At 55.1% G+C, this 23045-nt stretch carries 19 protein-coding genes; 7 read left to right on the top strand and 12 right to left on the bottom strand.

Going from position 1 to position 23045, the window contains the following annotated elements; all coding sequences use genetic code 11:
- Positions 1 to 218 precede the first annotated feature (218 nt).
- Positions 219 to 1607, bottom strand: a complete 1389-nt coding sequence (fumC, locus tag QJ48_RS14450) for a class II fumarate hydratase (RefSeq protein ID WP_054974268.1) — start codon at positions 1605 to 1607, stop codon at positions 219 to 221.
- Positions 1608 to 1822: 215 nt separating this feature from the next.
- Here fumC and QJ48_RS14445 point away from each other — a divergent pair, with 215 nt between their 5' ends.
- The 3 genes from QJ48_RS14445 (at position 1823) to QJ48_RS14435 (ending at position 5254) form a co-directional block, all read left to right on the top strand.
- The gene (locus QJ48_RS14445) at positions 1823 to 2947 is read left to right on the top strand and encodes an NADH-dependent flavin oxidoreductase (RefSeq protein WP_054974267.1); all 1125 of its coding nucleotides are present in this window, start codon (positions 1823 to 1825) and stop codon (positions 2945 to 2947) included.
- A 128-nt stretch (positions 2948 to 3075) separates the two neighbouring features.
- Entirely contained in the window at positions 3076 to 4506 is a 1431-nt protein-coding gene (locus tag QJ48_RS14440) for an FMN-binding glutamate synthase family protein (protein ID WP_054974266.1), read from the top strand.
- Complete coding sequence (locus QJ48_RS14435; RefSeq protein ID WP_054974265.1) at positions 4499 to 5254, top strand: YqjF family protein; 756 nt, start codon at positions 4499 to 4501, stop codon at positions 5252 to 5254. Before QJ48_RS14440 ends, QJ48_RS14435 begins: the two co-directional genes overlap by 8 nt.
- Before the next feature lie 48 nt (positions 5255 to 5302).
- Here the strand turns inward: QJ48_RS14435 and QJ48_RS14430 are convergent, their stop codons facing one another.
- From QJ48_RS14430 to QJ48_RS14410, 5 genes are read right to left on the bottom strand one after another with little or no spacing between them, the layout of a single operon-like run.
- Complete coding sequence (locus tag QJ48_RS14430) at positions 5303 to 6403, bottom strand: endospore germination permease (RefSeq protein WP_054974264.1); 1101 nt, start codon at positions 6401 to 6403, stop codon at positions 5303 to 5305.
- A 22-nt stretch (positions 6404 to 6425) separates the two neighbouring features.
- A complete protein-coding gene (locus tag QJ48_RS14425; RefSeq protein ID WP_054974263.1) occupies positions 6426 to 7523 on the bottom strand; it encodes an endospore germination permease in 1098 nt (365 codons plus the stop codon).
- A gap of 13 nt (positions 7524 to 7536) precedes the next feature.
- Entirely contained in the window at positions 7537 to 7779 is a 243-nt protein-coding gene (locus tag QJ48_RS14420; protein WP_054974262.1) for a hypothetical protein, read from the bottom strand.
- Between the two features lie 3 nt (positions 7780 to 7782).
- Positions 7783 to 8994 carry a Ger(x)C family spore germination protein gene (locus QJ48_RS14415; RefSeq protein WP_054974261.1) on the bottom strand — a complete coding sequence of 404 codons (1212 nt, stop codon included), beginning with the start codon at positions 8992 to 8994 and terminating at the stop codon, positions 7783 to 7785.
- A 14-nt stretch (positions 8995 to 9008) separates the two neighbouring features.
- Complete coding sequence (locus QJ48_RS14410; RefSeq protein ID WP_054974260.1) at positions 9009 to 10661, bottom strand: spore germination protein; 1653 nt, start codon at positions 10659 to 10661, stop codon at positions 9009 to 9011.
- Positions 10662 to 11053: 392 nt separating this feature from the next.
- On the opposite strand from QJ48_RS14410, the gene QJ48_RS35925 reads away from it, so the two are divergent.
- Entirely contained in the window at positions 11054 to 11218 is a 165-nt protein-coding gene (locus QJ48_RS35925) for a BBE domain-containing protein (RefSeq protein ID WP_237762918.1), read from the top strand.
- A 164-nt stretch (positions 11219 to 11382) separates the two neighbouring features.
- Positions 11383 to 13554, top strand: coding sequence for an ATP-binding domain-containing protein (locus QJ48_RS14405; RefSeq protein ID WP_054974259.1), 2172 nt, complete (start codon positions 11383 to 11385; stop codon positions 13552 to 13554).
- Between the two features lie 153 nt (positions 13555 to 13707).
- Here the strand turns inward: QJ48_RS14405 and QJ48_RS14400 are convergent, their stop codons facing one another.
- From QJ48_RS14400 to QJ48_RS14385, 4 genes are all read right to left on the bottom strand, one after another.
- Positions 13708 to 14859 carry a YheC/YheD family protein gene (locus QJ48_RS14400; protein ID WP_054974258.1) on the bottom strand — a complete coding sequence of 384 codons (1152 nt, stop codon included), beginning with the start codon at positions 14857 to 14859 and terminating at the stop codon, positions 13708 to 13710.
- A 714-nt stretch (positions 14860 to 15573) separates the two neighbouring features.
- Positions 15574 to 16566: a D-glycerate dehydrogenase gene (locus QJ48_RS14395; protein ID WP_054974257.1), complete on the bottom strand. Its 993-nt coding sequence runs from the start codon at positions 16564 to 16566 to the stop codon at positions 15574 to 15576.
- A gap of 21 nt (positions 16567 to 16587) precedes the next feature.
- Positions 16588 to 17442: an ATP-dependent sacrificial sulfur transferase LarE gene (gene larE, locus QJ48_RS14390; RefSeq protein ID WP_054974256.1), complete on the bottom strand. Its 855-nt coding sequence runs from the start codon at positions 17440 to 17442 to the stop codon at positions 16588 to 16590.
- A 210-nt stretch (positions 17443 to 17652) separates the two neighbouring features.
- Positions 17653 to 18135 (bottom strand): glutathione peroxidase, encoded by a 483-nt coding sequence (locus QJ48_RS14385; protein WP_054974255.1) that lies wholly within the window; start codon positions 18133 to 18135, stop codon positions 17653 to 17655.
- Positions 18136 to 18357: 222 nt separating this feature from the next.
- On the opposite strand from QJ48_RS14385, the gene QJ48_RS14380 reads away from it, so the two are divergent.
- Together QJ48_RS14380 and QJ48_RS14375 are read left to right on the top strand one after the other, a co-directional pair.
- A complete protein-coding gene (locus QJ48_RS14380; protein ID WP_054974271.1) occupies positions 18358 to 19659 on the top strand; it encodes an AAA family ATPase in 1302 nt (433 codons plus the stop codon).
- Between the two features lie 74 nt (positions 19660 to 19733).
- Positions 19734 to 21443 carry a hypothetical protein gene (locus tag QJ48_RS14375; protein WP_054974254.1) on the top strand — a complete coding sequence of 570 codons (1710 nt, stop codon included), beginning with the start codon at positions 19734 to 19736 and terminating at the stop codon, positions 21441 to 21443.
- Between the two features lie 27 nt (positions 21444 to 21470).
- Here QJ48_RS14375 and QJ48_RS14370 read toward each other — a convergent pair whose 3' ends face one another.
- The gene (locus QJ48_RS14370) at positions 21471 to 22274 is read right to left on the bottom strand and encodes a DUF4179 domain-containing protein (RefSeq protein ID WP_054974253.1); all 804 of its coding nucleotides are present in this window, start codon (positions 22272 to 22274) and stop codon (positions 21471 to 21473) included.
- Positions 22252 to 22842 carry a sigma-70 family RNA polymerase sigma factor gene (locus QJ48_RS14365; RefSeq protein ID WP_054974252.1) on the bottom strand — a complete coding sequence of 197 codons (591 nt, stop codon included), beginning with the start codon at positions 22840 to 22842 and terminating at the stop codon, positions 22252 to 22254. Before QJ48_RS14365 ends, QJ48_RS14370 begins: the two co-directional genes overlap by 23 nt.
- Positions 22843 to 23045 lie beyond the last annotated feature (203 nt).

The raw sequence follows: 23045 nt of genomic DNA, 5'->3' as shown, positions 1-23045 counted from the left end.
AAAAATAAAGATACATACGTAGGCGGGGTATCCACTGGAGGAGCGTCAGCGTTCGCCTTTGTCTGCGGGAAATATCCGCTGTTTAAGCGGCTTCAATCAAATTTCCTGCAGACAAGAGCGACCGGAGGTGGATACCCCGCCCCTCGTAACCCATCGCCTCAATTGACCACTTTCTCAATACTCTTAGACAACCCGCATACAGGCTGTCTCTTTACCGTCTATTCTTTCGGATGAATCATATCCTCCGGACGCACGATCGATATGAATTGCTCCTCCGTCAAATAGCCGCTCCGAATCGACGCTTCCTTGAGCGTCAATCCTTCCTTGTGCGCCGATTTGGCGATCGCCGCCGCTTTCTCGTAGCCGATATGCGGGTTCAGCGCCGTAACCAGCATCAGCGATTCGTCCAGGTACCGCTGAATGACCTCGCGGTTCGGTTCGATGCCGATGGCGCAATGCTCGTTGAACGAATCCATCGCGTCCGCCAACAGACGAACGGACTGCAAGTAGTTGTGAATAATGACCGGCTTGAACACGTTCAATTCAAAATTCCCTTGGCTGGCGGCAAAGCCGATCACCGCATCGTTGCCCATCACCTGGCAGGCGACCATTGTCATCGCCTCGCTCTGGGTCGGGTTCACCTTGCCCGGCATAATCGAGCTGCCCGGCTCGTTCTCCGGGATGCGCAGCTCGCCGATGCCGCAGCGCGGGCCGCTTGCCAGCCACCGGACATCGTTGGCAATCTTCATCAGATCGGCGGCGAGCGCTTTGATCGCGCCGTGGCTGTATACGATTTGATCGTGGCTGGTCAGCCCGTGAAATTTGTTCTCGGCCGAAACGAAGGTTTCTCCCGTGTAGCGGGAAATTTCCTCGGCCACCGTCTCGCCGAATCTCGGATGGGCGTTCAATCCCGTTCCGACGGCCGTGCCGCCGATCGCCAGCTCCCGCATCGGCTCCAAGCTTTCACGGATCATCCGCTCCGTCTTCTCCAGCATCGCCCACCAGCCGCTGATTTCCTGCCCGAGCGTCAGCGGCGTCGCATCCTGCAGATGCGTACGTCCGATTTTGACGATATCCTCAAATTCCTTGGCTTTATTCCCTAGCGTTTCCTTAAGCCGCTGCAGAGCGGGAAGCAACTGCTGCCGCACCGCCAGCACGCCGGCGATATGCATCGCGGTCGGGAACGTATCGTTCGAGCTTTGCGAGCGGTTCACGTCGTCGTTCGGATGAATCCGCAGCCCGCTTCCTTTCGTTTCAAGCAGCTGTGACGCCCTTCTGGCGATGACTTCGTTCGCATTCATGTTGGACTGCGTGCCGCTGCCGGTCTGCCATACGACAAGCGGAAAATGGTCGTCCCATTGTCCGCCGCTGACTTCATCGGCCGCTTGGGCGATCGCTTCCGCCTTTTCCGGCTCCAGCTTGCCCAGCTTCAGGTTGGCTGCCGCAGCTCCTTTCTTCAGCAGCGCGAACGCCCGGACGATTTCCAGCGGCATCCGCTCCGTGCCGATCTTGAAATTCTCCTTGCTGCGCTGCGTTTGAGCACCCCATAATTTGTCTGCAGGCACTTGAATTTCGCCCATCGTATCTCTTTCGGTTCGGAATTCCATCGTTAGCATCCTCCTTGACATAAGTACATCTTAGTTAAGATTACCCATCTTGGAAAAAATTAAAAAGCCTTGGGCGCCGCCGGATCGACCGGCCGCTTCCGCCTATCGGACCGCAGACTGTAGAAATGGGTTGATTTTTGTGCGGCCTTTTGATTAAATCAACTTAACATACATAATAGTATACTATATTTCCAAAGAAAGGTCGAATTCGTCTTATGAATCCACTTTATGCCCCTTTGTTCGAACCACTCACCTTGCGGAGCGGCATCACGCTTGACAATCGGATCGTCGTCGCGCCGATGACTCATTATTCGTCCCGTCCGGACGGAACGTTGACTGACGAGGAGCTGGATTTTATAGCCCGACGGTCCGGAGGCGCCGGCATGGTCATTACGGCGTGCGCCTACATCGCCCCGGGAGGACAAGACGTCGCCGGGGAGCCAGCAGCCGACCGCGACGAAATGATACCGGAGCTGACTCGCTGGGTCCGAGTCATTCAAGCGCAAGGAACGAAAGCCGTCCTGCAGCTTCATCATAGCGGGCGAAACGCAGACCCCGAACTCGTGCCGAACGGCGACGTCGTCGGCCCGAGCGCGATAAAGGATGAAGCCGGAGGGTTCGTCCTCCCCCGGGCACTGGCGCAGCATGAGATTGAGGAGCTGATCCGGCAGTTCGGAGAAGCCGCGCGCCGCGCCGTTATCGCCGGATTCGACGGAGTCGAGATCCATGGCGCTTTCGGCTTGCTGCTCCAGCAGTTTTATCCCCCGCACGGCAACCGCCGCAGCGACCGTTGGGGCGGGAGTGTCGAGAAGCGACTGGCCTTTCCTCTTGCGGTTATCGACGAGGTAAAGAAAGCCGTCGCCCGATACGCCGACCGTCCGTTTATCGTCGGATACCGCTTTACCCCCGAAGAAGCGACAACGCCGGGGCTTACGATGGGAGACGCGCTGCACTTGGCCGATGTGCTGGCGAAGCAAGAGCTTGATTACATTCACGTGCTGACGAACGATTACCGCTCCCGGCCGCGCCGTGAAGCTGACGTTACTCGCACCCGACTTGAACTGATCAAGGAAGCGGTCGGGAGCCGTACGCCAGTCATCGGCGGGGGTTCGATCTACACGGCCGACGAAGCGCTTGAAGCGTATGAAACCGGTATAGATCTCATTTCGCTCGCCCGCGGGCTGGTGATCGATCCCGACTGGATCGAGAAGGTCAAGCAAGGACGCGAGGCGGACATCGAAACGACGCTCCGGGCCGACGCGCAGCAGCGTCTCGTTATCCCGGACCCGCTATGGCGGATGATTTGGGGCGATCCGGGATGGTTCCCGGGCACCTCTTAAAGACTTCGCTCCGTGAGCGGCTAATCCGATGATGAAAATCCCTTATTTGGTATATTCCACCTCTTATGTGCACACACTAACCCTGCATTTCTCTAAATTGACGATTCGAATCGGAAGAGGTCTTTCTTATGTCAACGAAATGGGCTTGGTTTATGTTCGGCTCGTTTGTCGGATCGCTTGTAGCCGTCGTTCTCTCCGGCTTGGTCGCCCTATTGTGCTCAAGAAGCATCATCAAGTGGATCGTCGGGCGCTTTACAAAACGGCTAATGTCCAATCCCTACGAATCCAACATCTGGGAAATGGTAACGGCGATGACCCGAATCAGTCCCATTACCGTCGTGGAGAACAGCATTCGCGCCGCTTCCGGCGCCGTGATCGAACGTCCGTTCGGAAGCCCGCGCAAATTTCTTCATTTCGAGGGACTCGTGTTCTCTCCCGCGCAATTGTCTACGCTTCCTACGGAACAGGACGTCGAGATCGACACGACAACCGTCATTGGGCCCAAAGCGCAAAAGCCGCTGGTGCTTCGCATTCCCATACTCGCTGCCGGGATGGGCTATGGCGTAGGCTTAAGCGAAAAGGTGAAAATCGCCATCGCTAAAGGAACGGCCAAAGCCGGGACAAGCACAAATACCGGCGAAGGAGGATTTTTGCCGGAAGAACGGCAGAATGCCAAACACTTGATTATTCAATACAACTCGGGCCATTGGTCCAAATCACCCGAAATTCTTAAGCAAGCCGATGCGATTGAAATCCGCTTCGGTCAAGGAGCGTTGGCGGGAACGGCAAGTGTCCTGCAAGGCGTCGATCTGGAAGGAAGAGCCAGTGAGATCATGCAGGTGCAGAACGAGGAAATCACCGTCATTCCGAGCCGCCATAAAGATATTTCAAGCCCGCAGGATCTCAAGCAAGTGGTTGAGCGGCTTCGGCAGCTGACCGGAGGTGTGCCGATCGGTGTAAAAATATGCGCCAGCGCCGTTCTGGAGCACGATCTGGAAATTGCCATTCAAGCCGGTGTCGACTTTATCAGCCTCGACGGGGGCCAAGCGGGGACGAAAGGCGGCGCGCCGATTCTGGAGGACGATTTCGGGCTGCCGACGATTTACGCCTTGTCGCGCGCGGTCCGCTATCTTCGCCAACGGGGCGTCAAGGACTCGATCAGCCTTCTGACCGGAGGCGCTTATTCGCAGCCTGGCGAATGCCTCAAAGCCATTGCCTTGGGAGCCGATGGAGTGTATATGGGCACCTCTTTGTTATGGGCCATGACGCACGATCAAGTGATGAAAACCGTCCCTTGGGAGCCTCCGACACAGCTTACTTACTACACCGGAATGATGCAGGAAAAGTTTAACGAAGAAGAGGCAGCCATTTACTTGGAAAACTTTTTAAACTCTTGCACGGACGAGATGAAGCTGGCGATCAGCGCACTCGGTAAACGCGCCTTGCGGGAAGTCAATGCCGACGATATGGTCGCCCTCGATGCGTGGACCAGTCATGTGACCAAAGTAAAATTGGCCTACGAGCCCTGGGAGAAGCCAGGAGCGAATCTGCATGGATGATGAGCTGCTGCAGAAAGGGAGGGTCGAATTGAATACGCCGATGCCCGCTTTCCGATGGACGATGAAGCAGACCTGGGAACACTTCCTGTTCTCCCACTGGCCCGTTCCTCTCGAAGCGATCCGTTCCTTCGTGCCTGAAGCGCTGGATATCGACACTTGGGATGGACAGGCATGGATCGGCATCCTCCCCTTCCGCATCGGCGGAATACGGTTGAAATATATGCCTTCCCTGCCCTGGATGCGCTCGTTTCCCGAGATTAACGTCCGGACGTATATCCGGTCGGGCGGGGAATCCGCCATCTTTTTTTTGTCCATGGACGCGTCCCATCCCCTGCTTGTTCCTATCGCCAAGCAGTGGTATCGGCTTCCGTACCATCAAGCGAAGATGCATTTCCGTGCAGACCGCGGAAGCATTGCGATTCAGAACAGGCGGCTGCCGGCCTCCCGGTCGGACGAAATCTTCTGCGCCGCATACCGCCCTGTCTCCGCCCCATTCGCCGCCCGGCAAGGAACGATCGAGCACTGGCTTATGGAGCGTTATATCTACTATTGCCGGTGCGGCCGCAGCGGCGGACTGTACCGGGGAGAGGTGTATCACGAACCTTGGAGGCTGCAAACGGCTGAAGCCGACATCGTCTGCAACACGTTGACGCGCGGATTCGGATTGGAGCTGGGGACTCCTGCCCTGCTCCACTACTCCCGGGGAACCCGCGCCCTTATCGGACCATGCCTCAAGGCGCCGGAATAAACGGCCGAGGATCCGACGTCATTTTATATTACAAGCCGTGACCTGCCGTTACGGTTTTTTCTTTTTGCGGAACGTATCGACGGCAAGCAGCACCAGCGGAAAGATCAGCCCGGCCGTCGTACCGTACATCGACCACGTCCGCTCATCCCATTGCAGTTGATATGCAGAATTTGGATAAACAACCAGAGACAAAACCAACATAATCAGCCCCAGAGGCAGCGCAAGCACACGCTCGGAATGCACATTAAACAATTGGGCGGTCCCCTTCAGCATGGTGTAGAAGTAGATCGCCGTCTTGTAATAAAGCCCGATGATCCAAAATGTGGCTACGATGACCTCGATTCGCGTAACGAAATTTCCAATATTAATCCGTTTGGCAAGCGCATAGCTGGGATAAAATTGCCGCGCTGTCGGTCCCGCCCCCAACACGCCGACGGATACCGCCGTAATGATCAATAACAGCAAGCCACCGAGCAGGTTTCCTATCAGCAGCACCTTCGCAGCTTTTGTCCCTCCCCGTACAGAAGAGGGGTAAATCATTAAAAAAAAGACAACGGGAGCCGACGTATAGCTGACATATGATAAGACAGCCTTGATGAACGGCTTGATTCCGACATCGATGACGGGCAGGAAATGCTCGATTTGTATTTTGGGAGAGACGAATACGATCAAAACGCAAAACAGCACGATAACGACCGGAAACAGCACCTCCACAGCACGGGCAAGCGTATTCAATCCGAGCAAAAGGCCCATGACGATGATACCGGTAAACATGATATTAATCGTATATTCCGGCGTATCGGGCATAATTTGCGTCGTAATAAAATTGCCCATGTAATACACCAGCGTTGTCGCTCCGCCGAGAAAAGCGGTTAATATCCAATAGAGCGAAAAGGCCGTACCCAACCATTTTCCAAGCAGCCGGTTGCTGATTTCGACAAAGGTCATTTCGGGGTAACGGCGAGCCAAGTTCAAGAACAGCAGAATAATCGGCACTCCCGTCGCCATACCGGCCAGGATGGAAATCCATGCTCCTTGTTTCGTATAAGTGGCGGTACCTGACGGGATGAACAAGATGGAGCTGCCGATCGAGTAAAGAATGACCATCATCAAAAATTGCCTGACGGTTATTTTTTTGTCGTTGTCCATCTGATCCCCCCCTTTTGTCGAATCAACGGTTGCGGATTCTCTTTTGGACGGCCCCTATCCCAAGCAGAAGCAAGGGGAGGATCAATCCGGAGGTTCCAGCATACAAAGGCCATATCTTCGTATCCCACTCGTACCGGTAAGCGGCGGATGGATATATAATGCGGGAGAGGGCAACGGCAATTACTCCTAATGGGAGCACCAGGGAGCGGCTATCTTTCATTTTGAACAATTGCGCCAATCCTCGCATCCCCGCGTAAAAATAAACGATCAGCTTAAAATAGAGCGCTACCAGCCATAAGGCCGCCATAAGCACTTCAATGCGCGTAAAAAAATTGGCGATATTGATTTTCTTGGCCAGCGTATAGCTGGGATAAGCTTGCCGGGCGGTTCCTTCCGCTCCAAGTACGGCTATGCAGACCGTGGTGATGATCAGCAAAAACAGGCCGCCGATCAGGGTGCCAAGCAGAAAAGCTGTCGATGCCTTTTTCCCTTCCCTCACGCAAGAAGGATAGATCATCAGGAAAAAGACCGTGGGAAAACTAGAGAAGGCGAAATAAGAAATATTGGCCTTGGCGTGCGGCTTGAAACCCATTTCAAATACGGGCTGTAAATTATCCGTATTGATGTTTGGCGACACGGTTAAAATCATGATGATAAAGAGCGCCGTGATGATCGGAAACAGCACTTCGGCAGCGCGGGCTATCGTTCGCAATCCAAGCCGTAAACCGATGACGGCCGACATCGTGTAGAGAATATTGGCTGCATATACAGGGGTGTCGGGCATGATTTGCCGGCTTACGAACGTTCCCGCGAAATCGATTAACGCTACGGCTCCGACCATGAACGTATTGATGATCAAAAAGACCGACACCGCCGCGCCGAGCCACTTGCCGAGCAGTTTTTGGCTCAGCTCCACCAGACTTAGACCGGGATAACGATCCCCAACGGCGATATACAGATACATCAGAAGAAAGCTTAGTCCGATTCCCGTGACGATGGAGATCCATGCATCTTGTTTGGCGGTGGCAGCAGTGGCCGTAGGTACAAACAAAACGGAGCTTCCAATCGTAAAAAAAATGACAAGCAGCAAAAATTGTCTTGCGCTGATTCGATCATCCATCCCCGATCACCCGCTAATCCGATGATTCCAACATTCCGAATACATAATCACTGACCGGCCTGTATAAGTACGCGATCCATTCCAATGGATTCGGGATTTCCAGCCGCATGCTTTTGGCAATACTTAGCCCGAGGCCCAAGGCCAACAGAAAGGAAAATATCCACAGGTCCTTCTTTCTTTTGTTCTTCAGCAGATAGGGCACTTCCATCCAAACGATAACCGCTCCGAAAGCAAGAATGCCTGCAATCGCCAGCATGACCTATTGCTCCTTCTTCTTCTGGATATCGTTAATAAACGAATTGGACTGCGTACCCGTCCGTCTGACTTTCACATGGACGGATATGGTAACAGGCATCTTTACGAACTCTTTTTTCCAATTCTTGCTCAGCTTTTTCCACGCTATCGAATTGGCGCGATGAATCGCGTTGCCAAAGCCGAAAATGTCCGCACCGTACGTTTTCTGCGCTTTTCGGACCACCTGCTTTAGGGAGGCTTGCAATTTCTCCGCTAATTTTTTTCCCAGCGTTTGCAACGACTCCGGCTTATCCAGATCGATGACGCAGTTCACTTCCGAAACGTCGGCCTCCAGGAAAAGATCCACCCTGCCCTGAGGCTTTCCTTTTACCACGTTGGCCTTGATTTTGCTTCGGATCCGATTCACGCGCAGGTCAAGAGTATCTTTCTTGGGGCAGGCCACCCTTTCCACTGAGCCTCGGATTTTCCCGGTAATATAGTTGAAGCTCCTGCTTTCGCTTTCGTTTAACCAGCCGACCAGCTTATCGTCTTTGAATACGCCAATCGATGACATCTTGAAATGCGCATAGTCAGCGCTTTTTTGAATGTTCTTGATTTGCTCTGCCTGCTTTTTATTACCTAGAATCTCGACACCCGACAACACAGCCATTTTCCCCGTACTGATCAAGTCAGCCAGTAGTTCGTCCAAAAACACGTTTGCCGTTTCCCCGGTTAATCTTCGGTTCCACTCCAACGATTTAAACAGCTTGGTAGCCTGCGATTTTTCAAGTCTCGTGATGACGCTCAAGATGTCTTCCGCGCGTTGACCTTTGGCAAGCAGGATGTAGAAGTCGGCACGGAGCTCGCTGTCTCTCGAAAAGAAGTCCAAGATGTCTTGAATCCCTTCGCGGGCCACCTGTTCGCTAATTACCAGCACCCGCAGATGCGATAAGTAAAAGTATCTCGGGGAGGTTTTGATCATCTTGCGGATCGCTTCGACCATGGTGGGAGCCGCCGATTGCAGGATGGCCGTCGGGACCCCTCCTCCCGTCCCCTGCTTCGACGCTACGGCTTCGGGAATGACGACTTGTGCGGACAGCAAATAATCATTATCTTGCTTATCGATGCCAATGCCGACGACAATGGAAATGTCGTTCAGCTCCCGCCGGCTCCAGCAGCCGGTAAGCGACGACAACAGAATCAGACAACATAGGATCCATATTGCGATTCGCCGCAAGTACGTCCTCCCCCTTACCTTTGAGTCTGCTCTTCCTTGTCGTGCTGCTTTTCATTCTTCGGATCGGATGGTTTCGAAACGCGATGCTGACTCAGTGGGTGGTAAGCATCGGGACGCGTATACATTTGCCACCACGGAACCCGTATAATGGCATCCTTTTGATCGGATAGCCTGAACGGCGCTATTGGCGACAAGTACGGGATGCCGAAGGAGCTTAAGTGGCTCAAGTGCAGCACCAGCACGACAAGCCCTATAATGATACCGAAAAACCCGAAGGATGCGCCCAGCCCCATAAACACAAATCGGAGAACCCTCACCGAAATTCCCAGTTCAAAACTAGGAAATATAAAGCCGGCAATCGCCGTAATCGATACGATAATGACCATCGCCGGAGAAACGAGGCCCGCATCGACCGCGGCTTGTCCCAGCACCAAAGCGCCTACGATCGATATCGAGGTGCCGACGGCTCTGGGCATGCGAATGCCTGCTTCACGCAGCAGCTCGAACGTTACCTCCATCATGAGCGCCTCAATCAGAGCGGGGAAAGGAATCCCCTCCCGTTGCCCGGCAAGGCTGATCAGCAGAGTCGTCGGAATCATCTCTTGATGAAAGGTGGTGATCGCAATATAGAGCGAAGGCGCAAGCAAGGATATGACAAGCGCGATATATCGTAATATGCGGATCAACCCGTAGTCCGACCGATGATAGTAGTCTTCGGCCGCCTGCAGAAACTGGGTAAACACTGCGGGCACGACCAGAACAAAGGGCGTTCCGTCAATCAGGATCGCGACACGTCCCTCAAGCAAGGCTGCGGCGATCACATCCGGACGCTCGGAATTGTTAACGGTCGGAAAAACGGAATATTTGCTGTCCTGAAGAAATTCCTCAATATAGTTGCTTTCCAGGATGCCGTCAATATCGATCTGTGCGAGACGATCGCGTACGCGCCGGAGAATATCGTCGTTGACAAGGCCATGAATATACATGATGCAGACGTCCGTTTGCGTCACGCGTCCAACCTGCCTTGACTCCACCCTTACGTTCGAGCTTTTAATTTTTCGGCGGATCATGGCTATGTTCGTATGGACGGATTCGGTAAAACCTTCCTGGGGCCCGCGGACGACGGTCTGTGCGGTAGGCTCGGAGACGCTTCGGTATTCCCCGCCGCCCGTGTTCACCGACAGCGCCTGTCGGCATCCGTCAATCAGAAGCACCGTGTGTCCTACAAGCAAGGAAGAGTATAGGGCATGGAGTTGGTTTTGAATATGGATATCCCCGATGGTAACGGGCATATGCCGCAAAATCCAATCCATATTGGTCATCACCTGATGGGAATCGCCCAACTCGTGTTTTTCGGCATCGGCAAGAAACGAGTCCATGAAACGAAATACGGATTGGGAATCTACAAGACCTCCGATGTAGACAAAAGCGCATTGGACCGCAGCGTTCGGTCCGACACAAATCATCCTGACAATAAGATCGGAGCTGTTCCCAAACTGTCCTTTGATCGCTTCCAGATTATGCTGCAGCTCGCTATTCAGCGGCTTCTCGACGTCCGATGGGTTATTGCCTCTGCCTGACGGCTTGTTGCCGCCTTCCTGCTGGTTGGTTTGCTGTGAGGCCTGCGAGCGGTTCATGCTTTGGTTGCTGCGAGAAAAATGCTGCATGGTTCCTCGACCTCAATCTTAAGTTAATGAAAGTAGTATTCATCGTTCGCAGTTACTTTATTCCATATCATGCATTGGCTTGGACTTTACGCCATAATATGGTGTCCGATAAACCATCAAGAACCGCTTATCCAAGCAGGCTCTCCCTTGCCCCCATCGTCCTCTCATGGGGCAGTCAGGTCATGAATATATTGGAATGAACGGCGGGGACTTTGCTTCGAATAAAGGGGGTGGAGCCGCAGCATGAGATCGACGCGTGCGCTTACCGGCCGGATTGCGCTCCCCGGAAGCGCGGAATATGATGACGCGAGGATGAATTACAATGCCCGGTTCTCGAAATATCCGGCGGCTGACGATCCCATATCCGCTGGACCGAGGGCATTCGGAAGGCATTGCTGCCTTATACGTTCGGCCAGTACGTCAATTACCCTAACGTCTTCGACCCCAACTGGGCGCAAGCGTATTACGGCTCCAATCTTAACGCGCTGCGCCGGATCAAGCGGAAATACGACCCGGATAACGTGTTCCGGTTCGCACAAAGCATTCCGCCGGTGTAAGTTCTCATTGATCCATAAGAACTGCCGGACCGACCGAACGATTGAAAATGGCCGACCTCCCGTACAAAAACGTTTAAAACGCTTGCAACGCCAAGCTCCGTTGTGCTATAGTATTACTCCTGTCCATTTTTGGGAATTCATAACACGAACGGAGGTACGGACCCATGGAATCCGGTCTGCAAAGCGCTTACTTGGAGGAAAAAGAAAGACTGGAGCAAACGATACACGAAATGGAAAGACATCTGGAGGCACTTCAGGCTATTCCGACCTATACGGGACACGATATGACGGAGCAGGTGCTGGAGTCGATCCGCGAAACCAAGCGGCGCAGCTTGGCGCACGCGCTGCCCGAGCCTTACTTCGGCAGACTGGATTTTCACGAAACGGGAAAGCCGGGTCCGGCCCCGCTCTATATAGGCAAGTCCGGCGTGGAAAAGGCGGACTCTCCCGAGTTGATGGTTATCGATTGGCGCGCTCCGGTAGCGAGCCTTTTTTATTCGTTCACGGGTGGCGCCGAAGCGGCCAGCTACGATTCGCCGGACGGCGTCGTGCAAGGGCTCGTCTACTTGAAGCGCAACCTCGTGATCCGCAAGCAAATTTTACAGCGCGTGGTCGATACGTTCGACCGCGAATCGGACGCGATGGCGGTCACGGACGAGTTCCTGCTGTACCGGCTCGGCGAGAACAAAGACAACAAGCTGCGCGACATCGTCTCGACGATCCAGGCGGAGCAGGATGCGATCATCCGGGCCGGCAAAAACCATGCGCTCGTTATTCAAGGCGTCGCCGGAAGCGGAAAAACGACCGTGGCCCTGCACCGGCTCGCTTACCTGCTCTACCAATACCGGGATCAGGTTAAAGCGGAAAAAATGATCATTTTCGCTCCTTCCCGCATGTTTCTCGATTACATTTCCGGCGTTCTGCCTGAGCTTGGCGTCGGGCATATTCAGCAGACTACCTTCGCCGACTGGGCGCTGGAGCTGCTGGACCATGAGGTCAAGCTGGCCGATCCGGCACAGGCGCTGCGACATTGGTTCACCGTCGGCGCGGCGCGTCCGGTCATGGACGATACGGCGCCCGGCCGGTTTAAGGGTTCGCTCCGCTTCATGCAGTGGCTGGACGGGCTCTTGAACGCATACGAGCTGCAGGCGGTGCCGCAGACGGATTTTGTTCCGTGGGACGGCGCCAAGCTCCCGTACCGCACCATCCGCGACTGGTACGCGGTGGAATACAAGCATGAGCCGCTGATGAAGCGCCGCGAGCGGGTGCTGGCGCGGATCAAGCGCTGGCTGGAGATGGAGCTCGATAAAGTGTGGGAAGTCCACCTGAAGAAGGACTACAAGAAGCGCGGCTCCGCCCGGCTTCGCGATTACGGCAAGCTATGGACAGCCTACTCCCCTTTCGGCTTCTATAGGGAGCTGTTCCGTACGGCGGAGTCCGGCTCCTTGCCTTTCGTGTCCGAAGCGGATGAGCGGTTCATTCCCGAGGAGCTGCGGCAATCCACGCTCACGGCGGCCAAAAAGAAGCTGGTACAGCCGGAAGATCTCGCCCCCCTGCTCTATATTCGCCAGCGCTTCGAAGGCATTCACGGCGATTTGCGCTTCGATCATACGGTCATTGACGAAGCGCAGGACTTCTCGCCATTCCAGGTGGCGCTGCTGGCACTGCACACGAAGAACGGTTCGTTCTCGATCCTCGGTGATTTGTCGCAAGGCATCCACGCCTATCAGGGCGTTCGGGATTGGCAAGAGCTGCTGGCGCTGTTCCCGGAAGAGAACCGCGCGTACTATACGCTGAACCGCAGCTACCGGTCGACAATGGAAATCATTTACTTCGCGAACGAAGTGCTGAAGCGTGGACTAGCCGAACCGCCGGCGCTGGCGGTTCCGGTATTCCGCAGCGGCGAGCCGGTCGAGCTCGCGCAGGCGGACGGTCCGGCGCTGGCGAAGCTTATCGCCGAAGCCGTGCAGGAACACCGGCAGCGCGAGGGCGCAGGCACGCTGGCCGTCCTCGCCCGCACGGAGGAGCGGTGCCGCGAGCTGCACACGCAGCTGCACGCCGCCGGATGCGACGGCGTGAACCTGATCGTCCCGGGCCAGCAGCAGTACGAGGGCGGCGTCTCCGTCGTTCCGGTGTACATGGCCAAAGGGCTCGAGTTCGATTCCGTCCTGCTCGTGGACGTCGATCCAGTCCATTACGCACAGACGCCGCAGGACGCGAAGCTGCTCTATGTCGGCTGCACCCGGGCCTTGCACGAGTTGAAGCTGTACTACTCGGGCGAGCCATCCCCGCTGATCGCCGGCGTCCAAGACGATTTTGTGAAGGCCGGGCTTTAACGCAGGGGCCGGCCATCTGCTTTTGATCACGGCTAAGGGAACTTGTCCGCAACCAAAAACAATGTGGGCATGGACAAACAAGCTTTTCCGGCAATAAAGGCCAGGTGCTCTGCCTGGCCTTTATTGTACTTTGTTGTCCAAACGACCATTATGCTAGAGATCCTCCATTTCGAGATTCGTTTCCGTGATTGCCTCTTCACAAATTGGATCGTTTGTATCTTCGCCCAATTGTTCATTGGCCAAATACATGGCATATTGAATCGGCCGCCTGATGGACTTTCGGTAAGTGGCCATTTCTTTGGACTTGATGAAGGCCATGTGGCCTGGTTTAGGATTGGCCTCAATCAGCCATACTTTTCCGTTGACATCAATTCCCACATCCAATCCAAACTCGACCATAGAGCCAAACCGCTCTTCCACAACTTCCATCAACCGATGAGCAAGCTCCTCGCATTCCAGCTCAATTTTTTTCGCCTTATCCAATCCGAAACGGGCTTTGATGAAAGTCTTAAATACAAGCACTTTCCCATCCCCGTAGATTAAATTCGTGGTTGGGCTATTCTCAGCGCCTACGCGCAAAACTTTGCCGGTCACTTTCCAGTTTCCAAATTCGTTCTTTTGAATTAGCAATCGAGCATCCGCCTGTCGACCGGGGATAAGCTGTAAATCCAGTCCTTGCTGGACCATAAATGATCCGGATCGTATTTTTTCAGCTTGCACCCAACGGTTAACCCAACGAATGACCCTCTGTTTGGTCATTACCGGCGTTGCCACGACACGGCCTGACTTTTTTCGACCTTGAAGCCGGTAGCCGCCGCCCGTTTTCGTGATTTTAAGAACGCTATGCCCGCCGGTCCCGTTCCCCGGCTTCACATAGACTAAGTCATATTTCTCAATCATCTGTTCTAACGCTTGTGGCGAGTAAAGAAACGTCTTTGGGATCCAGCGCTTTAACTTGTCGGATTCGGCAAACAGCTTCATCGCTTTCCATTTGTAAGTAAATTTATGATTGGCATAAACGAACAAATCCTTGCGACGGCGCATATCACGAAACGGTTTGTACAGCTTTCGGCAGAAATCGATTACGACATCCGGCCACGGGCAAGTCGCCCCCGCCCATCTTCCTTCAGCTATCGGGGTAAAGCCGTGAATCGTCCTGCTCACTTCTTTTACATCCTTGTGAGAAAATACGTATACGCTAGCCCCTAGCTTCCTCCCTTCCGTTACAAGGTCGCTTAAAAACTTGGAGTTCGGAAATAGATTACCTTCTCGATGAGCAAGAATACCTATAGTCGGCTTTTTCATACAGTCCTCCGTCTAGTTGTTATGCAGCAATATATACTCACAGTCCGCATTTCGTAACGGTACGTGCCTATACGCTTGAACACCCAAACGGATAATCGCGTCGCCATGCCTTGTTTTACCGCCAGTGTAGAAATCTCTATGACCAGATGATCATTTGGTTCGCGTTCTTGATAAGGCCGAGTTGGAACCTCGTCGAACCTTCAATTTGTCCAGATCTTTACCATCCCTCGTTCGCCGATTACCGGCATCATTCCTGTGTGGCCCCGACACTTTAGCACCCGCTTTCGAGCTAGAGGAACTGATGTTCTTTATCTCCATCATTTTGTCTTTTTTCGTGCAATAGCGGAACTCAGATGTAGCTATCCATCGTATTTCTCAACAAATAAACATCTTTCGACACGAATAAAGCATTTGGCTTCCGCTATATCGGATAAACCTTCGGACCGGCTGTAAGCCGCGACAGTGGCAGAATAATCGGCTGCGAATTTCCCCATGGCTCTCGCTTTTCCCTGTATCATGACACGCAAAAAAGCCGCGTTTAGCGGCTGAGCTTGTTGAGAAGTGGTCAATTGAGGTAATAGAGGTTACGATGGGCTCCACCCCACAAAGTGAAGTTGGATCAGGAAGCTTAATCCGAATACTTTGCGGGGACCCCGGGTCATCGGGAAATCTTGATTGGAAGCCGCTTAAACTTACAGCATCGTCCGACAGCGTCTATTCGAGCAGCTCCCGCAGCTCCGGCACGACATTCGGCGGGTGTCCGCCGGTCAGCGCCGCAACGAGATTACGTGCGGCAAGCATCGCCATATCGAGCCGCGTCTTGCCTGTGGCCGAGCCGATATGCGGCAGCGTGACCACATTCGGCATATGCAGCAGCGGATTGTCCGGGCTCGGCGGCTCCGGATCGAACACATCTAGTCCCGCTCCCCGGATGAGTCCGGTTTGCAAGGCTTGAATCAGCGCCTGCTCGTCCACCGTTTTCCCGCGGGAAGCGTTGATGAAGAATGCCGTCGGCTTCATCATTTTGAAGTGCTCCAAGCGGATCATTCGTTCCGTCTCCGGGGTCAGCGGCGTCATCATCACGACGAAATCCGACTCCCGCAGCAGCTCGTCCAAACTGCAGTAGCGAGCGCCGAACCTTTCTTCCGTCTCCGGCTTCCGGCTGCGGTTATGATAAAGCAGGCTCATACCGAAGCCGTCCACCGCACGCTTGGCGATCGCTTCGCCGATCCGGCCCATCCCGATGATGCCGAGCGTCTGATGGTACACGTCCATACCAAAGAAATATTCGTCGGTCAGCCCTTTGCCCCGCTGCCAGCGGCCCTGCTTCACGAACGCATCCAGCTCGGGGATACGCCGTGCCGCGGACAGCATAAGTGACAGCACCAGGTCCGCGACCGTCTCGTCCAGCACGTGCGGCGTATTCGTTCCGATGACCCAGCGGGCTTTCATCGCTTCCAGATCGAAGTGATTGTACCCGACCGAAATGCTGCTGACCGCCCGCAGCTTGGGGGCATGGTCCAGCAGCTCCCGGTTGATCGGACCTCCGGTCGTCAGCAGCCCCTCTACATCGTGAAGCTCTGCGAGAAGCCCTTGTCTGGATGCGGCGCCTTGTCCGTCCCACATCCGGCACTCGCAGTACTGCTCCAGATAAGCAAGCGCCGGTTCAGGGATCGCTTTGGAAATATAAATTTTCGGTTTGCTCATCGAATCGGCTCCTCTCCGAACTTACGCCTGCGCAGCCGCTTGTACCGATTGCTCCTGCGGCGAAAGCACTTCGTTCAAGCTGCCCGAACGGTACCCCTTCAAGTCCATCGTCACGTAGGCGTAGCCGATCTCCTTCAGCTGCGCGTGAACCGTCTCGGCGACAGCCAGCACATCGGCCAGCTCCGATGCGGGAACCTCGATCCGTGCCAGCGTATCATGCTGACGTACGCGCACCTGGCGGAAACCGAGCTGAATCAGGAAGTCTTCCGCCCGATCGATCATGGACAGCTTCTCGGCCGTGATCGCTTCCCCGTACGGAATTCGCGAAGACAGACAGGCGAATGACGGCTTATCCCACGTGGACAACCCGAATTTGCGGGACAGATGGCGGATTTCTGATTTTTTCAGGCCCGCTTCCAGCAGTGGAGCCCGGACCCCCCGTTCATGTGCGGCCTGCAGCCCGGGACGGTGCTCCCCGAGGTCGTCGGCGATGGCGCCGAATACGACATGCTCGTAGCCGCGCGCATGGGCGATCGGAATCAAATGATCGAACAGCGAGTTTTTGCAAAAATAGCACCGGTTCGTCGGATTTTCCGCATACCCGGGAATATCCAGCTCGCTTGTGTGAATGACCTCATGCGGTGCGCCCAAGCTCCCGGCAAGCGCGATCGCCTCCAGCTTTTCCCGTTCGGGATACGTCTCCGAATCGGCCGTAATGGCAAGCACCCGGTCCTTGCCCATAAATTCAAGCGCCGCCTTGAGCAGAAAAGCGCTGTCCACCCCGCCGGAGAACGCGACGACGACTTTGTTCATCGAATGCAAAATGTCCCCCAGCTTGGCGTATTTTTGATCTATAACCTGCTCTATGGTTGCCATAGGTCCAGCCTCCCTTTTGCGCAAGCCGCGGCGTCAGTCGTTCTGGTTGCACACGTTTGCAATCTACGGTTATACCGCTTCATACCAGTTTATTATAGACCGTTTTTCCTTTCGGAAAAAGGTGTAATTTTTCGAAGGCTCGCCTTCTCCCCCGCATGAACGGCAAAAACAGCCTGTCCCGGTACGGAACAGACTGCTCGCATCGCCACTTTATTCGCTTAACAGCTTTTGAATGTCTCCCTCGATGGCCGCCGGTTCCGTGCGTGCTGAGTACTGCTTGACGACCTCGCCTTGACGGTTGACCAGAAACTTCACGAAGTTCCATTCGATATCCCCCGTCCGGTAAGGCTGGGGCACGTGCGAGACCAAATATTGATAGAGCGGATGCGCGTGCTCTCCCTTGACGTCGATTTTGGCAAACAGCGGGAACGTCACGTTATACCGCGTTTCGCAGAACTGTGCGATCTCGGCCTCCGTCCCGGGCTCCTGTCCGGCAAATTGGTTGCACGGAAAGCCGAGCACGACCAGACCTTGATCCTTATAGGTTTCGTACAGCTTTTGAAGTCCTTCGTAATGCGGCGTCAAGCCGCAGGCGCTCGCTGTGTTGACGACCAGCAGCACGCTGCCCCGGTAGTCCGACAGCGGCTTGTCCGCGCCTTGAATCGTTGCGGCCGAAAAATCGTAAACCGACATGTCCCATCGCTCCTTTTTCCATAAATGCCCTGAACTCTATTGTAGCATGAAGCGGTTTGGAATGAAAAACTCCACACGATCATTAGAGAAAAGAGCCGTGGTCTGCTACAATATGAAAATGGATGTCACAGGAAAACATAACGATCGAGGGAGGGAGCGTCTCCGTCCTATCATCATACGAGCCTGACGGCTGCAACGTTCGGACGGGATGCGACGATGGATATGAACGAGCTGGAATCGATACGCCATAAACTGGAGCAAGCGATCGGGCATTTGGAAGACCGCTTTCTCGAACGCGAAGAACTGATCCGGGTGCTGCTGCTCGGTCTGATGGCCGGCGAGAATGCTTTGCTGATCGGCCCGCCCGGCACCGCCAAATCGCAGCTTGCCCGCGCCCTCTCCCAATTGTTCGGTAGCGGACGCTGGTTCGACTACTTGCTGACGCGCTTCACGACGCCGGACGAGATGTTCGGGCCGGTATCGCTGCAGCGGCTCAAAGCCGATCAATACGTCCGGCAGACGGACGGCTATTTGCCTGCGGCGGATTTTGCTTTTCTCGACGAAATCTTTAAGGCCAATAGCGCCATCTTGAACGCGCTTCTATCCATTCTGAACGAACGGGTGTTTTTCAACGGACAGGAGAAGCAAAGCGTGCCGCTGCTGTTTCTGATCGCCGCCTCCAACGAGCTGCCGGAGGAAAACGAACAGCTCGCTGCGCTATACGACCGTTTCCTGATCCGCTACGAGGTCGGGTATTTGAAACAAATGTCGAGCTACGAAAAAATGTTCCAGCTCCCGGGCGAGCCGCTCCCTGCCCTGCTCTCGCTGCGGGATATCGAGACCGTACGGCGGGCGACCGCAGATGTCGTCATCCCCGAACCGCTGATCTATATGCTGTATCAGCTCAAAACCGAGCTGGAAGCGAAGGAATTCGCCCTGTCCGACCGCCGCTGGCGCAAAATCGGACAGGTATGGAAAACATCGGCCGCGCTGAACGGCCGCCGCGAGGTCAACGTGTGGGATACCGTCTATACGCCGCATATGCTGTGGGATCTGCCGGAGGATTACGGTACGCTCAAGGAGATCTTTCAGAAGGTATTTCAGGAGGGGCTCAAGCAGGAGACGGAAAAAGAGCTGCCTCTCCGCCGCTATGACCGGATCGCCAAGCACTGGCTCGAAGAAGAAGACGCGCTTCACTCGTTTCAGTTCAAAAAAGAAGTCGGCGGCCGACTGAGCAAGGAAGAGCAGGACAAGGCGAGAGCCAATCTGGAGGAATGCCGGCTGGAGCTGGAGGAAAAGGCTCGGGAGCTGCAACGCAAGCTGCTCCAGTGGCTACAGCGGGAAAAAGACTTGCCCGGTTACATCCGCAACCGCAATTTCCTGCTGCTGCAAACGGCAGAGTATGCGGCGAAATATACGCACCTGCGCATCCAGGGCGAGCGCATTTTGCAATCGATGCAAGGGCTGTACCGGACGCTGTTCGACCGCGAAATTCCGGGCGTTCAATACGACTACACACTCTAGAAGCCCGATGAATGAAGATGCCGCAGCGCAAGCGGATCATTCACTGGACTTCCTCGGCAGCGAGGTGATTCGGCATGATCATCCGGTCGGCAAAAATCGACCGCTACGTATTTGACGGATATGTCCACTCCTCCCGCGCCGCGCAGGAATGGATTCGCGAGGCCAAGACGCAAACGCCGTGGTTTTCGGTGGAGCTGTTTGCCGATTTTTTCATGTGCTTCTATTTGGCCCGCCCCGAACTTGACCGCAGCCAGGAGGCGGCGCCGTTCCATCGCTGGCTTGTGGCGGAGTTGCAGAAGCAGTTCTTTTACCGTACGATCCATCCGCGAACGACGGGCGAGGTCAACGCCTCGTTCAAAACGGCGCTGAAGGCGCTCATGTGGCTGACGCAAACGTTCGAAGACGAAGTGAAGCGGCGCAAACAGGAGGAGCAGCAGCTTCGGACGATCGGCCTAAGCGAGAGCCGTCAAGGGCAAGGCGATGACCAACCGCAGGTGCAGGAACGTTTGAACGAGAAGCAGATCGAGCAGCTGCGGCTCGTCGGCTACACGCTGCAGCGCGGCAAGCGCAACGTCGAGGAGAAGCAGGCGGCGCTGGACAGTCGGCCGCTCGTAGAAGCGGAGATCGGCGCGCTGAAGGAACGCATCCGTTCACTGCAGGAAGAGATGCGGACCGACTTCGTCCGGCGCGACAAGCTTCGGCAGAAGCTCCAGAAGGCTGAAGCCGAGCTCGGCGAGCGCGAGAAGCGGGTCGAGCGGCTGGAGCGCCGCGACCGGGAGACACTGCGGGAGCTGGAAGCCCAGCTCGGCGGCTGGCTCAACCGGGCGCTGCAGGAATCGCTCGGCCGCGAAGACAGCGAAAGCTTGAACCTGTTCGAGCTGCTGCAAGCGAGCCAGCGGATTGCCAACCGGCGCTGGGGCAGCGATCTCGGGCGGCTGCACCGGCAGCAGTTCGCCAATTACCTGCAATGGGTCGAGAAGCTGAAGCGTCACCCCGAACTCATCGCCTTCTTGCAGGAAATCGGCCGGAACGTGCAGCACTTGAAGGCACAACGCCGGAAGGTCCGGTCGCCGCGCATCCCGGAAAGCTATGACGACCTCAGGCAGTCCGGCGATATTACGCATATGCTGCCCAGCGAAGCGAGTCTGCTGGCCGACGAAGACTACGAAGCGTATTTTATGGTCAAGTGGCTGGAGCGCAAGCTGCTCACCTACAACGTCACGGGCTGGACCCGCGAGCCTCTGAAAGGGCCGGTCGTCTGCATGCTCGACACGTCCCATTCGATGCGCGGCAGCAAGCTGCGGCTCGCCCAGCTGTTCGTCGCCACGTTCGCCGCCTTCAGCCTGCTGGAGAAGCGCGACTTTCGACTGCTCCTGTTCGGCGCGCGCGGCGAGCTGGTTGAGCACCCGCTCTACTGGCGAAAGCCTGACTGGCCGGCGTTCTACGCCTTGTCGCGGCTCGCCTTCGGCGGCGGCACGCACTTCGACGCTCCGCTGCGGCGCGGCATCGAGCTCGTGTCCGCCGAGCCGCGTTACCATGACGCCGATTTCGTCATGGTAACCGACGGCGTCGGCGCGGTGTCCCCGCCCGTACGCGAAGCGCTGGCCGAGCTCGGCCGCTCGAAGCAGGTGCGCCTGCACTCGCTGATCGTCGGTACGGCGCGCCAGCATCTCGCTCAGCGCTACGAGATCTTGGGCGTGTCGCATCAAGTGCGCTTCGCCGCCACATGGGAAACGCAGCAAAGCGAAGAGCTGCTGCTGGACGTGCTTAGCACAAAGGGGTAGGAGGAAAATTCCCCCTACCCCTATTGCTTAACGAGCCGCTTCGGTAGCCTGCTTGGCCTTGGCCGCTTCGGTGGCCTGCTTGGCCTTGCTTTGATCGATGGCGATATCCCCCTTCCAGCTCCCTTTGGTTTTGCCGATGCGGTCGATATCCACATTAAGCTTAATCGTTTGCGGCAAAGCACCGCCGCTCGTCACGAAGGCAATCACCCCTTCCGGCTGATCCTTGTCCGCAATGCCCGTCTCGATTTCTTTGCCCGCCGCATCGGTCAGGCGAAACGGAAGTTGTTCTTTCCGTTCCGTACCGATAAAGTTAAGCCGGCTGAAACCTTCCACACCCGGTTCCTGGTAGGTCGGATTGTCCACCTGTTTGCCGTCTTTCTTCCCGTCGGAAATGACCTGCAGCCCGGTCGTATCAAATTCCCAAGGAACGAGCGCGCCATCTTGCTTCTCGATCCGGTAATGAAGCAGAACCTTGGTATCCTCGACATACACTTCTTTAAAATGTATCGTAATGCCTTGATCCGTTATTTTACGGTCGATCGGCACCGACAGCCCTTCGGACACCGCGCGTTTTACCCCGCTGCCGACCAATCCGTTGATGTCCGCCTGATCCTTAGCAAAATAAGAGCTGGTGAGCGAATAAGCGCCTGTCGGGATTAATACGGCTGCCGCAATACTGAAAGCGATGATCGTTTTTTTCATTTTCTTGTTCTCCTTTTTCTCATGAAATTGTACGAAAGATTGTCTTACCCGCCGATCGACGTCTTCCGGAACTTGCGTCTTGTCGAATTGCTCCGTCAGCGATTGTTTAATTTCGTCCGAGATTGACATGTTCGGAACCAGCCTCCTCATTTGCTTGAGTGTCCAACCATTTGCGCAGCTGCTTCAAGGCCAGATGATTTCTGGATTTGACCGTGCCGAGCGGAATTTGCAGGAGCTCCGCTACCTGCTCGTGCGAAAAATCATAGTAAAAGCGGTATATAATCACGATGCGCAGCTTGAACGGCAGTTGATTGATCAGGTGCTGCATTTCTCTTTGCGCTTCGTTCTCCAGCACTGGTTCCTCCGGCCGTTCCACATGCTGCTCCACGCTCAAACGGTTTTTTTTCTCAAGCAAACGGAATCTTCTCCAAAGCTGCCGCCGCCAGCTGCTTATTTGCCGAAGGACGATCCCGTTGAGCCAGAACAAAAAAGGACGCGTGCGGTCGTAGCCCGGCAAAGCCCGCCACAGCTGATAATAAATCTCGCTCACAATGTCGTTGACATCGGCGGGATGAGCCACCAACGCCGCCACGGTCGCATACACTTTGTTCTTGGTCATGCCGTAAATCACTTCAAAAGCGTCTGGATCCCCGTCGATCAGCCGGTCAAGCCAGACGTTCAGTTGTTCGTTATCCATTGGAGGCCCCCCGAAATTGTATACACGATGTATTGGCTCCGTCGCTCCATAAGGTTCACTGGAAATGATAAAAAATATTTCGCGTTAAAAAGTTTATTATACCGCAAATAACCGGTATCGGATGTCGGGGGTTAAGTTTGGAAATGTTGGCATCGCAGAAGGGCTTTTTCGTTCGATGGATTAGGAGGCGAGGAGGTTCGTCC

The sequence above is a fragment of the Paenibacillus sp. A3 genome, from assembly GCF_001399685.1.
Lineage (GTDB): Bacteria > Bacillota > Bacilli > Paenibacillales > NBRC-103111 > Paenibacillus_G.
The sequence above is the reverse complement of the archived record's forward strand: the minus strand, read 5'-3'. Positions and strand labels throughout refer to the sequence as shown.